General features: G+C 69.7%; 10 protein-coding genes. 7 read left to right on the forward strand and 3 right to left on the reverse strand.

The annotated features are described in order from the left end of the window. Positions 1 to 89: 89 nt before the first annotated feature. The gene (locus H343_RS0119035; protein ID WP_078505884.1) at positions 90 to 1097 is read left to right on the forward strand and encodes a FadR/GntR family transcriptional regulator; all 1008 of its coding nucleotides are present in this window, start codon (positions 90 to 92) and stop codon (positions 1095 to 1097) included. 448 nt (positions 1098 to 1545) lie between these two features. Further along, positions 1546 to 3159 carry an RNA polymerase sigma factor gene (locus H343_RS0119040; protein ID WP_486586956.1) on the forward strand — a complete coding sequence of 538 codons (1614 nt, stop codon included), beginning with the start codon at positions 1546 to 1548 and terminating at the stop codon, positions 3157 to 3159. Positions 3160 to 3684: 525 nt separating this feature from the next. On the opposite strand, the gene H343_RS0119045 is transcribed toward H343_RS0119040, so the two are convergent. Continuing rightward, on the reverse strand, positions 3685 to 3915 hold the full coding sequence (locus tag H343_RS0119045; RefSeq protein WP_028432456.1) for a DUF7455 domain-containing protein: 231 nt from the start codon (positions 3913 to 3915) through the stop codon (positions 3685 to 3687). A gap of 425 nt (positions 3916 to 4340) precedes the next feature. Between H343_RS0119045 and H343_RS0119050 the strand changes: the two genes are divergently transcribed. From H343_RS0119050 to H343_RS0119065, 4 genes are all read left to right on the forward strand, one after another. Beyond that, the gene (locus tag H343_RS0119050; RefSeq protein ID WP_051265536.1) at positions 4341 to 6524 is read left to right on the forward strand and encodes a DNA topoisomerase IV subunit B; all 2184 of its coding nucleotides are present in this window, start codon (positions 4341 to 4343) and stop codon (positions 6522 to 6524) included. A 109-nt stretch (positions 6525 to 6633) separates the two neighbouring features. Further along, on the forward strand, positions 6634 to 7176 hold the full coding sequence (locus H343_RS31520; protein ID WP_051265539.1) for a DUF485 domain-containing protein: 543 nt from the start codon (positions 6634 to 6636) through the stop codon (positions 7174 to 7176). Beyond that, complete coding sequence (locus H343_RS0119060) at positions 7173 to 8759, forward strand: sodium/solute symporter (RefSeq protein ID WP_028432458.1); 1587 nt, start codon at positions 7173 to 7175, stop codon at positions 8757 to 8759. Before H343_RS31520 ends, H343_RS0119060 begins: the two co-directional genes overlap by 4 nt. A gap of 332 nt (positions 8760 to 9091) precedes the next feature. Then, entirely contained in the window at positions 9092 to 9952 is an 861-nt protein-coding gene (locus tag H343_RS0119065) for a glycoside hydrolase family 16 protein (RefSeq protein WP_028432459.1), read from the forward strand. A gap of 59 nt (positions 9953 to 10011) precedes the next feature. On the opposite strand, the gene H343_RS31525 is transcribed toward H343_RS0119065, so the two are convergent. Next, complete coding sequence (locus H343_RS31525; RefSeq protein WP_051265541.1) at positions 10012 to 11856, reverse strand: sensor histidine kinase; 1845 nt, start codon at positions 11854 to 11856, stop codon at positions 10012 to 10014. 252 nt (positions 11857 to 12108) lie between these two features. Between H343_RS31525 and H343_RS31530 the strand changes: the two genes are divergently transcribed. After that, complete coding sequence (locus H343_RS31530; RefSeq protein ID WP_037904333.1) at positions 12109 to 13323, forward strand: CobW family GTP-binding protein; 1215 nt, start codon at positions 12109 to 12111, stop codon at positions 13321 to 13323. Between the two features lie 297 nt (positions 13324 to 13620). On the opposite strand, the gene H343_RS0119080 is transcribed toward H343_RS31530, so the two are convergent. After that, entirely contained in the window at positions 13621 to 16068 is a 2448-nt protein-coding gene (locus tag H343_RS0119080) for a DNA topoisomerase IV subunit A (RefSeq protein ID WP_028432460.1), read from the reverse strand. Positions 16069 to 16334: the final 266 nt, after the last annotated feature.

Below are 16334 nucleotides of genomic sequence, written 5' to 3' on the forward strand. Positions count from 1 at the left end.
TCGCGCATATGACGTGCAGATGAGCCCCTGGCATCGCCGTCCTTCCGATAAGGCGTCAATTGTCAGGAAGTCAGCGATCACCCTTTCGTGTGCTTTTCACCAAAGCCCTCAAGCCCGTGCGGAGCGCCGCCGACAAAGGATGCGTGACTACCCTTGCGCACACCATGATGACCGCGGCCCGCTCAGCCGACTCCGGCCTTGCCGGCCCGGGTGAAGTCGACCGATACGCATACGCCGAGTCCTCGGGCACGGCACGCACGACCAGCAACATCACTGCCTGGCAAGGCTCGGAGGCCGACATCAACCGTGTCGGCCGCCGCGCCGCCGGCAGTCGCGGACGTGGTCTGCACGGCCAACTCGTACAGCAGCTCGGTCAGATGATCGTCTCCGGTGACCTGGGCGCCGACCGCCCGCTGGTCCCCGAGGAGATCGGGCACCGCTTCGAGGTCTCCCGTACCGTCGTCCGCGAGTCCCTGAGGGTCCTGGAGGCAAAGGGCCTCGTCAGCGCCCGGCCCAACGTCGGTACCCGGGTGCGCCCCGTCAGCGACTGGAACCTGCTCGATCCCGACATCATCGAGTGGCGGGCCTTCGGGCCGCAGCGTGAGGACCAACGCAGGGAACTGCGGGAACTGCGCAGCACCATCGAGCCGTTGGCGGCCCGCCTCGCCGCGGGCCAGGTGCGGGACGAGGTGCAGCAGCGCCTCGCCGACATGGTCGAGATCATGACCCATGCCCTCGGCCAGGGCGACACCCTCACCTTTTCCCGGGCGGACGCCGAGTTCCACGGGCTCCTGCTGCAGTCCGCCGGCAACCGCATGCTCGAACATCTCTCGGGCATCGTCTCCGCCGCCCTTCAGGTCTCGGGAGGCCCCGCCACCGGATGCGAGCGGGCGACCGAGGCATCCGTCGCGCACCACCAGCGCATCGTGGACGCTCTGGGTGCGGGCGAGTCGGCCGCTGCGGAGACGGCGATGCGTCAGCTGCTCGGCGTGCGGCCCGAGGCGGCGGCTCCTCCGGTTCCCCAGCCGGGAGGCTCCGCGGGCAGCGGTGCTGCCGCCGGTTCCGACCATGTCGTTCCGCCTCCGCGCGAGCACTGAGGCGGGGACGGGGGAGTGGTCCGCGTGGCCGTTCCCTGCGGGCGGAGCGCCGGGCGGGCGCGCACGAGCAGTCCGCGTCTGACAAGCCGCGACCCGCGGCACATACGGCTGCGCCGCCGGCCTCCCGGCGGCGCAGCCGTGTCGGGGGTCGTGTGTCGGGAAGGGTGTCGTAGACGCGGTGGTGTGTGACTGCACCTCGTACGGACGTCCTTTTAATCCCTCTTTCATGAAGTTCTCACGAGAATGTATGGATGCAGGATGTGACCCGGGCCACGCGTATTGCCCGTAACGCTTCGCGTCGCAGCGCGATGACTCAAGAGGTGACAGCCGCGGAGGGAATACGGCACCTGCGTCCGGCGCTCATAGAGGCGCTGTACCCCTCCACTGCTCAGCCCGCGCCGTCGGTTCATCCCCACCGGCGGCTTGCCGTTTCCATCGTTCCGAGAGGTTGTTCGTGTCGGCCAGCACATCCCGAACGCTCCCTGCGGAGATCGCCGAATCCGAATCTGTGGTGGCGCTCATCGAGCGGGGAAAGGCTGAGGGGCAGATCGGCGGCGACGACGTGCGTCGGGCCTTCGAGGCTGACCAGATTCCGCCAACCCAGTGGAAGAACGTACTGCGCAGCCTCAACCAGATCCTCGACGAGGAGGGTGTGACGCTGATGGTGAGTGCCGCCGAGGCCCCCAAGCGCACCCGTAAGAGCGTCGCGGCGAAGACTCCGGCCAAGCGCACCGCCACGAAGGCGGTACCGGCCAAGACCCCAGCCGCGAAGAAGGCAGCAGGCGAGCCCGAGGTTCCGGCGGAGACCGACGCGGTCCTCGCCGAGGAGGCCGTCGAAGCGGTTGCTGCCGAGGTGGCCGCCGAGCCGGTCAAGAAGGCCGCGGTGAAGAAGGCCACTGCCAAGAAGACTGCCAAGAAGGCCGCCGCGGCCAAGAAGACGGCCGCTCCGAAGAAGACCGCGGCGAAGAAGTCCGTCGTGGACGAGCTTCTCGAGGGCGCGGAGGAGCCTCCCGAGGAGGCACCGGCCAAGCCGGCGAACAAGCCCGGCGCGGACGACGGCCCTACGGCCGAAGTCAAGGCCGAGAACGAAGCCTTCGTACTCTCCGACGACGACGAGGACGACGCCCCGGCGCAGCAGGTGGCCGCCGCCGGCGCCACCGCCGACCCGGTCAAGGACTACCTCAAGCAGATCGGCAAGGTTCCGCTCCTCAACGCCGAGCAGGAGGTCGAACTCGCCAAGCGCATCGAGGCGGGCCTCTTCGCCGAGGACAAGCTGGCCGCCGAGGACAAGCTGGCGCCCAAGCTCAGGCGCGAGATGGAGATCATCGCCGAGGACGGCCGCCGCGCCAAGAACCACCTGCTGGAGGCCAACCTCCGTCTCGTGGTCTCCCTGGCCAAGCGCTACACGGGCCGCGGCATGCTCTTCCTCGACCTGATCCAGGAGGGCAACCTCGGTCTCATCCGTGCCGTCGAGAAGTTCGACTACACCAAGGGCTACAAGTTCTCGACGTATGCCACGTGGTGGATCCGCCAGGCCATCACCCGCGCGATGGCCGACCAGGCCCGCACCATCCGTATCCCGGTGCACATGGTCGAGGTCATCAACAAGCTCGCGCGCGTCCAGCGTCAGATGCTTCAGGACCTGGGCCGCGAGCCCTCACCGGAGGAGTTGGCCAAGGAACTCGACATGACCCCGGAGAAGGTCGTCGAGGTCCAGAAGTACGGCCGTGAGCCCATCTCGCTGCACACTCCGCTCGGTGAGGACGGCGACAGCGAGTTCGGTGACCTCATCGAGGACTCCGAGGCGGTCGTCCCTGCCGACGCGGTCAGCTTCACGCTCCTCCAGGAGCAGCTGCACTCCGTCCTGGACACGCTCAGTGAGCGTGAGGCGGGGGTCGTCTCGATGCGCTTCGGTCTCACGGACGGCCAGCCGAAGACTCTCGACGAGATCGGCAAGGTCTACGGCGTGACCCGTGAGCGGATCCGCCAGATCGAGTCCAAGACGATGTCCAAGCTGCGGCACCCTTCCCGCTCCCAGGTGCTGCGCGACTACCTGGACTGAGGCCGGCGGGCGTCCGTACGCACCTGTGGCAGGGGCCGGTGATTCCTTCGGGGAGCACCGGCCCCTGCCACAGGTGTGCGACTCCCCCGCCCGGGATGCGGAACTGCTCCATCCGAATCATTCTGGGTGGTCCGGAAGGCCCGCTGCCGGAGTGATGGGAGGCCCTATGGATCCGCTGTGCACGAGGAGGCCCGCCGGCTCCGCCGACGGTGTGCGGGAGAGCGGGAAAGCGGGGAGTGCGGGGGCCGCGGCCCGTCCCCGTGGGGCGGGTTGTGGCGCAATCGCGCAGCGGGCAAGCGCGCGGCCGTTCGGAGAAGTCTTTGCGTTCCGGTACGCCGGGAGAGCGTTCGCGGAGAGCGGAATTCATGGGCCGACTGATTCGTCGGCCGGCCGGTCCCGGATCAGCGGACCAGTGGTGCACAGGGAAAGGCGGCCACCCGGCGTTACCGGGTGGCCGCCCACCGAATCCGGCCTCAGTGCCGGTCCGAGCTCGTCATGTCGGGACGTCGTATCGGGTCAGGCCGCTCAGGCGTCTCCGGCTTCCGTGTTCGCGGGAGCCGCAGTGAGCTTCTCCGTCTCGTCCTGTATCTCCGCGGCGATCTTCTTGAGCTCTGGCTCGAACTTGCGACCGTGGTGGGCGCAGAACAGCAGCTCCCCGCCGCTGAGCAGCACGACGCGAAGGTAGGCCTGGGCGCTGCAGCGGTCGCAGCGATCGGCGGCCGTCAACGGAGTCGCGGGGGTCAGAACAGTAGTCACGTCGCCTCTTCTCTAGCTCGACGAGCTGTCGTACCAGGGTCAACATCCAACCAGGTCGAAAACGTTCCCGCTCTCGACGATTCCCGGAAGATTTCTCCCCGGGGCGGCTGCATGTTGCCGGGTGGCGGCGAATGAGCCGTATTACGTGGGTTGCTTCGTCGTCATGTCACATGGTTGCTGTTGTCCAGTTGTTTGTCTGTGCAGTGTTCCCGTTGTTGAAGGGGACGTGCCCGGAGCCTAAATGGTTCATGCGCCAAAGGGAACGTGATGTGTGTGTCACCCGTCCAAGTTATCGAACAAATGATCGAGCATGGGCTACCATGAGCTCCTTCCTGGGTGGCGCGGCACGCCCCCTCCTGCACTCTCGGTACCCTCTGACGCGGCAACCAGCCACCACAAGCAGAATTCAGCGAGGAGCGAACCGCGTGACCGCCGACCTCCCCCTGGCCTCCGGTACGGGGAACGCCAAGCCGTCCACCGCGCTGCTCACCGGCGCCGACCGGGACGGAGGCTCCAACTACACCGCGCGGCACCTGCTCGTTCTCGAAGGGCTGGAGGCAGTCCGCAAGCGCCCCGGCATGTACATCGGCTCCACCGACAGCAGGGGCCTGATGCACTGCCTGTGGGAGATCATCGACAACTCGGTCGACGAGGCCCTGGGCGGCCACTGCGACCGCATCGAGGTGACCCTGCACGAGGACGGCTCTGTCGAGATCACGGACAACGGCCGCGGCATCCCGGTCGACGCGGAGCCCAAGACCGGCCTGTCGGGCATCGAGGTCGTCATGACGAAGCTGCACGCCGGGGGGAAGTTCGGCGGGGGCTCCTACGCCGCCTCCGGCGGTCTGCACGGTGTCGGCGCCTCCGTCGTCAACGCGCTCTCCGCCCGCCTCGACGTCGAGGTCGACCGCGGCGGCCGTACGCACTCCATCAGCTTCCGGCGCGGCGTTCCCGGCATCTTCACCGAGTCCGGCCCCGACGCCCCCTTCGATCCCTCCAGCGGCCTGCTCAAGGGCCGGAAGCTGCCCAAGAACCGCACCGGCACGCGCGTGCGCTACTGGGCCGACCGGCAGATCTTCCTGAAGGACGCCAGGCTCTCCCTGGAGACACTGCACGCCCGCGCCCGGCAGACCGCCTTCCTGGTGCCCGGCCTGACCCTGGTCGTACGCGACGAGCGCGGTCTCGAGGGGAAGGGCAAGGGGACCGAGGACGCCCAGGGGGCGGCTGAGGGCGCCTCCGAGGAGGTCTTCCGCTATGACGGCGGCATCAGTGAGTTCTGTGAGTACCTGGCGCAGGACAGGCCCGTCTGTGACGTGCTGAGGCTGCAGGGCAAGGGCCAGTTCAAGGAGACGGTGCCCGTCCTCGACGACCGCGGTCACATGATCCCCACCGAGGTGCAGCGCGAGCTGGACGTCGACATCGCGCTGCGCTGGGGGACCGGCTACGACACCACGCTGAAGTCCTTCGTGAACATCATCGCCACGCCCAAGGGCGGCACCCATGTGACCGGGTTCGAACGCTCGGTGACCAGGACCGTCAACGAGGCGTTGCGCTCCTCGAAGATCCTGCGAGTCGCCGAGGACGACATCGCCAAGGACGACGCGATGGAGGGCATGACGGCCGTGGTCACCGTCCGGCTGGCCGAGCCGCAGTTCGAGGGGCAGACCAAGGAGGTTCTGGGCACCTCGGCCGCCTCGCGCATCGTCGCGCAGGTCGTGGCCAAGGAGCTGAAGGCGTTCCTCGGCTCCACCAGGCGTGACGCCAAGCAGCAGGCCCGCTCCGTGCTGGAGAAGGTCGTCGCCGCGGCAAGGACGCGTATCGCGGCGCGGCAGCACAAGGAGGCGCAGCGGCGCAAGAGTGCCCTGGAATCGTCGTCCCTGCCCGCCAAGCTCGCCGACTGCCGCAGTGACGATGTCGACCGCAGCGAACTGTTCATCGTCGAGGGGGACTCCGCGCTGGGGACGGCGAAGCTCGCCCGGAACTCGGAGTTCCAGGCGCTGCTGCCGATCCGCGGCAAGATCCTCAACGTACAGAAGTCCTCCGTCGCCGACATGCTCAAGAACGCCGAGTGCGGTTCGATCATCCAGGTGATAGGAGCCGGGTCCGGGCGGACCTTCGACATCGACCAGGCCCGCTACGGCAAGGTCATCTTCCTCGCCGACGCGGACGTCGACGGCGCGCACATCCGCTGTCTGCTGCTGACTCTCTTCCAGCGCTACATGCGGCCGATGGTCGAGGAGGGCAGGGTCTTCTCCGCGGTGCCCCCGCTGCACAGGATCGAGCTGATCAACCCCAGGAAGGGGCAGGAGAAGTACATCTACACCTACTCCGACAACGAGCTGCGGCAGACCTTGCTCGAACTCGAGCGCACGAAGGTGCGCTACAAGGACTCCGTGCAGCGCTACAAGGGCCTGGGCGAGATGGACGCCGACCAGCTCGCGGAGACCACGATGGACCCGCGCCACCGCACACTGCGCCGCATCAACATCAGCGATCTGGAAGCGGCGGAGACCGCGTTCGACCTGCTGATGGGCAGCGAGGTGGCGCCGCGCAGGGAGTTCATCAGCTCTTCCGCGGCGACCCTGGACCGCTCGCGGATCGACGTCTGACCGACAGCGGGTCGAGCCCGGTCATACCGGTCAACCAGTACGTCACCTGAAGTGATGAAGAGCCCCGGATGCTCCATCCGTGATCTTCTGTGCGTGTCCATCCTTGGGCATGCGCACCGACGACCCCTGGTACGACGCCCTGGCCTCCGGCCGGGGTGACGAGAACGCGCCCGCGACGGCAACGCCCCCGCCCCGCGGCGGCGAGAAACACGACGAGGCGGGCGACGCGCAGGCCGCGGTCTATCTCGCGGTCCAGCGCAGCGCCGCCTTCCAGCAGGTGCGCAGGCGCTACCGCAGCTTTGCGCTGCCCGTCAGCGCCGCGTTCCTCCTCTGGTATCTCGCCTATGTCGTGGCGGCCACCACCGCCCCGGGGCTGATGGCCCGTCCGGTCGCGGGAGTTCTCAACGTGGCCATGGCGGCCGGGCTCGCGCAGTTCGCCACCACCTTCCTGGTCACCTGGGCCTACGTTCGCCACGCCCGGCTGCGGCGGGACCGGCTCGCGCTCGAACTGCGCTGGGAGACACAGGACATGGCAATGCACGCTGCAGGGCGGAGTGCCGGGGCGTACGGTGCGCCCGCGAACGGGCCGCCCGGTGCCACGTCCCGCGCCGGCGTGCCCGCCGCGCGAACCTCCTGGGGAGCGACGCGGTGACCGGCAGCCATCAGGCGCTGACGCTGCTGCTGTTCAGCGTCGTCATCCTCCTCACACTCGCCATCACGAGCCGGGCGAGCCGCAGGCGGCAGGGTTCGCCGGAGGAGTTCTACGCCGGCGGCCGGCTGTTCACCCCGATGGAGAACGGATTCGCCATCGCGGGCGACTACATGTCGGCGGCCTCCTTCCTCGGCATCTCGGGCGTCATCGCTCTCTTCGGCTACGACGGGATGCTCTACGCCGTGGGGTTCCTCGTGGCGTGGCTCGTCGTGCTGCTCCTCGTCGCCGAGCTCGTGCGCAACTGCGGGCGCTTCACGCTGGCCGACGTCGTCGCCGCACGGATGCGCGAGCGTCCCGTCCGTATCGCCTCGGGTATCTCCTCCGTCACCGTCTCGGTGCTCTATCTCGTCGCGCAGATGGTCGGCGCCGGCACTCTCGTCGCGATGCTGCTCGGCGGCGCGAGCGGAACGGCGCGGTCGTGGACGGTGATCGGCGTGGGCGCGCTCATGGTCGTCTATGTCTCGTGCGGGGGAATGCGCGCCACGACGTGGATTCAGATCGTGAAGGCGGTGCTGCTGCTGGGCGGTGCCCTCGCGCTGACCGTGCTGGTGCTCCTGCGTTTCGGCGGCGATCTCGGCGCCCTGGTGAGCACAGCGGCCGAACGCAGCGGTCACGGGCGGGACTTCCTCACCCCGGGCCTGCGCTACGGCGGCGGCTGGACGCACCAGCTGGACTTCATCAGCCTCGGACTGGCGCTCGTACTGGGCACGGCGGGGCTGCCGCACATTCTCTCGCGCTTCTACACGGTCCCCACCGCACGTGCCGCGCGCCGGTCCGTGGTGTGGTCGATCGGCCTCATCGGGGCCTTCTATCTGATGACGATCGTGCTGGGCCTCGGCGCGGCGGCGCTGCTGGGCTCCGGTGCGGTACGCGAGTCGGACCCGGCGGGCAACACCGCCGTGCCCCTGCTGTCGCTGGAGCTGGGCGGCGGAGCCGAATCGGCCGGGGGCGCCTTGCTCTTCGCCGTGGTCGCCGCCGTCGCGTTCGCCACCATTCTGGCCGTCGTGGCCGGCATCACGCTCGCCTCTTCGGCTTCGGTGGCCCACGACCTGTACGCCTCACTGAGCAGGCGCGGTACGCGCGGTGAGGTGGGCGTGGCCCGGATGGCCGCGATCGGAATCGGCGTCGTCGCCATCGGACTGGGGCTGCTCGCGCAGCAGCTGAATGTGGCGTTCCTGGTGGGACTCGCGTTCGCGGTGGCCGCGGCGGCCAACCTTCCGGTGCTCCTCTACTCACTCTTCTGGAGCCGTTTCACCACGCGCGGTGCCGTGTGGTCCGTCTACGGCGGGCTCGTCCCGGCCGTCGTGCTCGTCCTGCTCTCGCCCGTCGTCTCGGGTGGGCCGGGTGCGCTCTTCCCCGGAGCCGACTTCGCCGTCTTCCCGCTGGAGAACCCGGGCCTGGTCGCGATTCCCCTGGGGTTCCTCGCGGGCTGGCTCGGCACCGTGACCTCGCGGGAGGAGGCGGACGCCGCCAAGCACGCGGAGACAGAGGTGCGTTCGCTCACTGGTGCGGGTGCGGCGTGACGTTTCCGGTCGTCAGATTGTGAAGAACAAGGTCCAGACCTATTGACATGTTCGCGGCATGGGTCGAGATTGTGTTCAAGAGGTAACGGCACGTCAGTCCGTACGATCCGCTCATTCCTTCGCGTAGGCCGGCATGCCGGTACGAGAGTGCCCCTGTGTGAACGGCCCTGCGCACCGGCCCCGCTGAGCCGGGTGCCCCGTTCCCGCTCGGGGTCCGGCAGGAGTGCGGCGGTCCAACCGGACGTGCCGGAGCGCTACACCCGGCCGCCCCCCGACGGCCGGGTCCTTCTGGGCCGCACCCGCGGTCACTCCCACAGGAAGGCAACCGCTCGATGAAACCCAGGACTTCACTGACAACCGGTCTGCTCGCCGCCCTCGCACTGGTGGCCACCCCCCTCGTGGCCGCTCCCGCGGGTGCCGCCGAGCCTCGAGCCGCAGGAGCGGAGAGCGCCGTGGCAGCCTTCACCGACGACTTCGACGGGCCCGCGGGCTCCGCCGTCGACGGATCCAAGTGGAAGCTTGAGACGGGGGACAACGTCAACAACCACGAGCGGCAGTACTACACCTCGGGAACGGACAACGCCGCCCTCGACGGCCAGGGCAACCTCGTGATCACAGCCAAGAAGGAGAACCCCGGCAACTACAACTGCTGGTACGGGCCGTGCGAGTACACCTCCGCGCGGCTCACGACCGCGAGCACCTTCACCACCACGTACGGGCACGTCGAGGCCCGTATGAAGCTCCCGCAGGGGCAGGGGATGTGGCCCGCGTTCTGGATGCTGGGTGAGGACATCGGCAGTGCCGGCTGGCCCGACTGCGGTGAGATCGACGTCATGGAGAACGTGGGATTCGAACCGAGCACCGTGCACGGAACGCTGCACGGACCGGGCTACTCCGGGTCCGGCGGAATCGGCGCCGGCTACTCGCTCCCTGACGGGGAGAAGTTCGCCGACGACTTCCACACCTTCGCCGTGGACTGGTCACCCGAGAAGATCACCTGGTCGGTCGACGGCAACGTGTACCAGACCCGTACCCCTGCCGACCTCAACGGCAACCGCTGGGTCTTCGACCACCCCTTCTACATGATCCTCAACCTCGCGGTCGGCGGCTACTGGCCCGGCGACCCGGACGGCAGCACCACCTTCCCGCAGCAGCTCGTGATCGACTACGTCCGCGTCACCGGCGGCAACTGACGGCCGCAGCAACGCGGAAACGGGGGCGGCGCAAGGCGGACGCGAGGAGGAGTGCGCGGTCACGACGGCTGTGTGCGCTCCTCGCGCTCCCGTCCTCCGGCACCGGCCGGGTGCAGCGCCTGTGGCAGCACCACCGTGAACTCCGCACCGCCCCCCGGTGCTTCACCGGCCAGTGCCGTCCCCCCGTGACGTTCGGCGAGACGCCGCACCAGTGCCAGGCCCAGCCCCCGCTGCCGGTGCGGGGGCGGTTCCTTGGTGGACCAGCCTTCGGAGAAGACCAGTTCGCGCTGTTCACGCGGGATGCCGGGGCCGCTGTCGGTGACGCGTACGACGATGTCTGTGGCGTCCGTACGGGCGGCGCCGTCCGGTCCGGTCGCGCCGTCCGTACCATCGGTGCCCACCGTAGGAGTGGCGCCGTCCGGCCCCGCCGAGCCGCCCGGGCCGCCCCCGGTACGCAGTTCCACCGTCACCCGGGCCTGATCGGAGCCGGCCGCCGCGTCCACCGCGTTGTCGACGAGGTTGCCCAGCACGGTCGCCAGCTCCCGCGGATCGACCAGCCGGTCGGGCAGGTGCGTGCCAGGCGTGATGTGCAGCGCGACGCCCCGCTCGCCCGCCACGGTCGCTTTCCCGACCAGCAGCGCGGCCAGCAGCGGGTCACCGACCCGCTCGGCGATCTGCTCGGCCGTGGCCCTGTGCACCCCCACGGCTTCGCTGAGGTACTGCACAGCATCCTCGTGCAGCCCGAGTTCCAGCAGACCCAGCAGGATGTGCATCCGGTTGGCGTGCTCGTGGTCCTGGGCCCGCAGAGCGTCGATCAGGCCGCGGGAGCCGTCGAGTTCGCGTCCGAGCAGTTCCAGCTCCGTACGGTCGCGGAGGGTCGCGACAGCGCCGCCGTCAGCGGTGGGCATGCGGTTGGCGACCAGTACCCGGCCGCCGCTGACGGTGAGCAGATCGGTGCCGGTCACGCTGCCGCACAGCACGTCGGCCGTACGGCCGGGGCCCAGCACGTCCGCCGGCGGACGCCCGGTGTCCCCGGGGCTCAGCTCCAGCAGCCGCTGTGCCTCGTCGTTGACGAGACGGATGCGTCCGCGCGAGTCCAGGGCGACGACGCCCTCACGGATGCCGTGCAGCATCGCCTCCCGCTCGTCGAGCAGCGAGGAGATGTCGGAGAAGGCGAGATCGTGGGTCTGACGCTGCAGGCGCCGGGAGATGAGCACGGCGGCGAGCACACCGACCGCGAGGGCGCCGCCCGCGTACGCGAGCAGCTCCGGCACGGCACTGAGCAGCCTGTCCCGCACACCTTCGTAGGCGATGCCGACGGAGACCGCTCCGACCAGCCGGCCGTTCCCGTCGCGCAGCGGCACTTTGCCGCGTGCCGACCGGCCGAGTGTGCCCTCGTCGATGTGCCGCACCTCGTTCCCGGCGAGCGCGGCGCTGGGATCGGTGGAGACGTGCTTGCCGACGCGACGGGGCTCGGGGTGGGACCAGCGGATGCCGTTCCTGTCCATGACCACCACGTAACCCGCGCCCGTCGCCTTCCGTATGCTCTCTGCCCGCCGCTGGACCGGGCCGTCGGCAGACGGATCGGCGCCCGAGGTGAGCCGCCGGGAGAACCCGGGCTGCGCGGCTGTGGTCTGTGCGATGGCCAGGGCACGGTCCATCGCCCGGTCGTCCAGTTCGTCGCCGAGCGGGGCCAGGAAGAACGCCGTGACCAGGGCGGTGACGCCCGCAGCGAGCGCCAGCTGCGTCAGCAGCACCTGGGCGAATACCCGCCGCGGCCACCGGAGACGTACGCGTGGTGTACGCAGGCGCCGCCGCCCGGCGTCCGGTCCGGGCGGTGCCGGCCGCCCGGCGGGCGCGGGCGGACCGGACGCGGCGGCGGACTCGTCGGCTGGAGCGGTCAAGGGAACCTCGGGGCGTACGCGATGGGCCGGCCGGGCGTCCTCACGTCCTCGCCCGGGCAATGACGCCGGTGAGGACGGGCGGCGTGCCAGGACCGTAACCGTTCGACCGGCCCGGCCGACAGGGCCGGCGGTGCCCGGCCGTGGACGGGCCCCACCGCCGGGCCCACCGGCGGCCGTCGTAAGCACAGGGCGGCCGGCACGGTCGAATACCATCAGCAGCCGTCCTGTACAGCACCCTCTGGAGGCCGCCCCGTGAGCACCCGACGTGTACCGGTCATCGTGCTGGCGGGATTCCTCGGCTCCGGCAAGACCACCCTCCTCAACCACCTTCTGCGGCACAGCCGGGGAACCCGCATCGGCGCGGTGGTCAACGACTTCGGCGCCATCGGGATCGACGCGATGGCGGTGGCCGGACAGGTCGACTCGATGGTCGCCCTGGGAGACGGGTGCCTGTGCTGCGCCGTCGACACCAGCGACCTGGACGAGGTCCTGGACAAACTCGCCCACCCCTCCGCGGGGATGGACGTGATCGTCGTGGAGGCCAGCGGACTGGCCGAACCCGAGACGATGATCCGTATGATCCTCGCCGCCGGAAGCGAACACATCGTCTACGGCGGGCTCGTCGAGGTCGTGGACGCCGCCGAGTTCGAGAGCACCCGCGCACGCCATCCTGAGCTGGACCGGCACGTGCGGGCAGCCGATCTGGTGGTGCTCAACAAGTGCGACCGAGTGGCGGAGCCGGAGCAGCGGGCCTTGGGGGAGGAGCTGGAGAGGCTCAGTCCCGGCACGCCGGTGCTGCGGGCCGCGTACGGGCAGGTCGGTCCCGGGCTGCTCTTCGAACCCGCGCGGCGTGAACGTCCCCCCGTCGAACAGCTCTCGTTCGACGATCTGCCCCGGGAGGGGGACGACGAGGGAGGCGAGGGCCGCGAGCACGGCGGGGGAGCCGGGGGCGACCACGCGGGTCATCTGCACGCGGTCTACGAGAGCGTGGAGTTCACCTCGGACCGGGCGCTGCACCCCAGAAGATTCCTGGACTTCCTCGACAGCCGTCCCGCGGGTGTCTACCGGATCAAGGGCTTCGTCGACTTCGGCACGTCCGATCCTGCCAATCGCTACGCCGTACACGCGGTCGGAGGCTTCCTGCGGTTTGCACCCTCCCCTTGGCAGGACGATGCGGAACGGCTGACTCAGCTGGTGCTGATCGGCTCCGGAGCGGACGCCGGGGCGCTGCGCAAGGAGCTGGCGGGGTGCGTCGCAGACGACGCGCGCGACGCCGCGGACCCGCACGCGCTGTGGGGCGTCCTGCGGTACGTGGAGGAGGAGCCCGGCGGCGCGTTCGACCCGGACCGGGGCATGGACCCGGACTCGGACTCGGACTCGGGCACGGACCCGGACTTGGGCACGGACCCGGACTTGGACCTCGGGGTTCCAGGTCGGGAACCGGACCGTACCCCCTTCACGGACTGATCCCGCGGAAGGGGCAGGTCCAGCAGCACGGCACAATCCCGCACCGCAGCACAGCGGCCGGCCGGCGCACGCCGGACCGTGCCTCTCGGACGCCGGCGCTCCTCAGGCCCTGTCTGACACATCTCGCCCTGCTCGCGACGACTGGCACGCACACCCTCCCCCGCTTCGGGGGAGGACCCCAGCGTTGTCGCATCGCCCGAGCAGCCCACTGCGAGGGTCCTCCTCCGCCTTGCAGCTGCAGGCGCCGTCCGCTGCGAGCACCGCCCGCGGCGGACGGCGCCCCTTGTCGGACAGGACTCAGACCGGCCCCGCGATCACCGCGACCGGCTTCGCCAGCGGTACCCCGGAGCCGTCCCGGCGCGGGTCGGGCTCGGGCAGCTCCGCCGGAGTGCCGTTCTCGGCCGCAGCCTTCGCCGGCGTGGGACCGGCCCAGGCCATCGCGAGACAGTCCTCACCCTTGAGGAAGCGCTGACAGCGCACTCCGCCCGTCGCCCGCCCCTTCCTCGGGAACTGGTCGAACGGGGTGAGCTTCGCCGTGCTGATCGAGTCGTCCAGCGTCCCGTGCGAACCGGAGAGGGTGAAGACCACCGCGTCGACCGACGGATCGATCGCCGTGAAGGAGATCACCTTCGCGTCACCCGTGAGTTTGACGCCGGCCATGCCGCCCGCCGCCCGGCCCTGCGGGCGCACCTGCCCGGCCGGATAGCGCAGCAGCTGCGCGTCGTCGGTGATGAAGACCAGATCCTCCTCGCCCGTGCGCAGTTCTGCCGCGCCCACGATGCTGTCGCCCTCGCGGAGGGAGATGACCTCCAACTCCTCCTTGTGAGCGGGGTAGTCGGGCACCACCCGCTTGACCACGCCCGCTTCGGTGCCGATCGCGAGCCCGGGTGAGGACTCGTCGAGCGTGGTCAGACAGACGATCCGTTCGTCCTCCTCCAGGGACAGGAACTCCGAGATCTGCGCCCCGCCCGCCAGATGGGGCGTGGACGCCGACTCCGGAAGCTGCGGCAGATCCACGACGGTCAGCCGCAGCAGCCGCCCGGCCGAGGTGACGGCGCCGACCTCGCCGCGTGTGGTGGCGGGCACGGCCGAGACGATCACGTCGTGCTTCACGCGCTTCGCCGCCTGGTCGAAGACCGGCTCGCCGTTGGCCGTACGCGCGAGCAGACCCGTGGAGGAGAGCATCACGCGGCACGGGTCGTCGGCGACCTCCAGCGGCACCGACGCCACGGGGGCGCCCGCAGCCTCCAGCAGCTCGGTGCGGCGCGGCGTGCCGTACTTCTTCGCGACGGCGGCCAGTTCGCTCGAGACGAGTTTCCGCAGTTCCGTGTCCGAGTCCAGGATCCGGGTCAGTTCCTCGATCTCCGAGCGCAGCCGGTCGCGTTCGCTCTCCAGCTCGATGCGGTCGAACTTCGTCAGGCGCCGCAGCGGCGTGTCCAGGATGTACTGCGTCTGGACGTCGCTGAGCCCGAACCGGGCGATGAGGGACTCCTTGGCCCGTGCCGCATTCTCACTGGATCGGATGATCCTGATGACCTCGTCGATGTCGACGAGCGCCACCAGCAGCCCCTCGACCAGGTGGAGCCGGTCCTGCCGCTTGGTGCGCCGGAACTCGCTGCGCCGCCGCACCACGGTGAAGCGGTGGTCGACGTAGACCTCGAGCAGCTCCCTCAGGCCCAGCGTGAGCGGCTGACCGTCCACCAGCGCCACGTTGTTGATACCGAAGGACTCCTCCATCGGCGTCAGCTTGTAGAGCTGCTCCAGCACCGCCTCCGGGTTGAAGCCGTTCTTCACCTCGATGACCAGGCGCAGGCCGTGGGCGCGGTCCGTGAGGTCCTTGACGTCCGCGATGCCCTGCAGCCGCTTGGAGTTGACCAGGTCCTTGATCTTGGAGATGACCTTCTCCGGGCCCACCGCGAAGGGCAGCTCGGTCACCACCAGCCCCTTCCGGCGCGGCGTGACCTGCTCCACCGACACCGTCGCCCGCATCTTGAAGCTGCCGCGGCCGCCCGCGTAGGCGTCCTTGATGCCGTCCATGCCGACGATCCGGCCGCCCGTGGGCAGGTCCGGGCCGGGCACATGACGCATCAGCGTCTCCAGGTCCGCGCCCGGGTGCTTGATCAGATGCCGTGCGGCGGCGATGACTTCGCCCAGATTGTGCGGCGGCATGTTCGTCGCCATGCCGACTGCGATGCCGGACGAGCCGTTCACCAGCAGGTTCGGATAGGCGGCCGGGAGCGCGCCCGGTTCGTCCTCGCTGCCGTCGTAGTTGGGTGCGAAGTCGACGGTCTCCTCGTCGATCGACTCGACCATCAGCCCGGCCGCCGGCGCGGCGCGGCACTCGGTGTACCGCATCGCGGCGGGCGGGTCGTCGTTGCCGAGGGAGCCGAAGTTGCCGTGTCCGTCGACCAGCGGCAGCCGCATGGAGAAGGACTGGGCCATGCGCACCAGCGCGTCGTAGATCGCGCTGTCACCGTGCGGGTGGAGCTTTCCCATCACCTCGCCGACGACTCGGGCGCACTTGACGTAGCTGCGGTCGGCGCGCAGTCCCATCTCGTGCATCTGGAAGAGGATGCGCCGCTGGACGGGCTTCATCCCGTCGCGTGCGTCGGGAAGCGCGCGCGAGTAGATGACCGAGTAGGCGTACTCCAGGAAGGAGCCCTGCATCTCGTCGACGACGTCGACGTCGAGAATGCGCTCCTCGAAATCGTCCGGCGGCGGAGTCTTCGTACTGCGGCGGGCCATCGCGGCTTGGGCTCCTTCGTGCGTACGGTACGGACGGCTGCTGTCGAGCCGGTACGAGGCGGGAGTGACGCGGACCATTGTGGACCGCGGCAGTGACAACCCGCTCCCCGGCCCGGCGGTCGGGGTGCCCGACGCGCCGCCCAGGCGGGAGGCCGGTGCGGAACGAGCCGGGTTCCCGCACGTACCGTACGGGAACTTCGCACGCCGTCGGCGCGGTTGCATAGGGTGACAGGACCGCTTGCCACGACGTGCACACAACTGACGCG

Source organism: Streptomyces sp. TAA204 (assembly GCF_000424965.1).

Coding starts and splice junctions, on each gene's coding strand:
- H343_RS31520 (WP_051265539.1), top strand. CDS start 6,634: ATGCGCACCGACGACCCCTGGTACGACGCCCTGGCCTCCGGCCGGGGT.
- H343_RS0119065 (WP_028432459.1), top strand. CDS start 9,092: ATGAAACCCAGGACTTCACTGACAACCGGTCTGCTCGCCGCCCTCGCA.
- H343_RS0119080 (WP_028432460.1), bottom strand. CDS start 16,068: ATGGCCCGCCGCAGTACGAAGACTCCGCCGCCGGACGATTTCGAGGAG.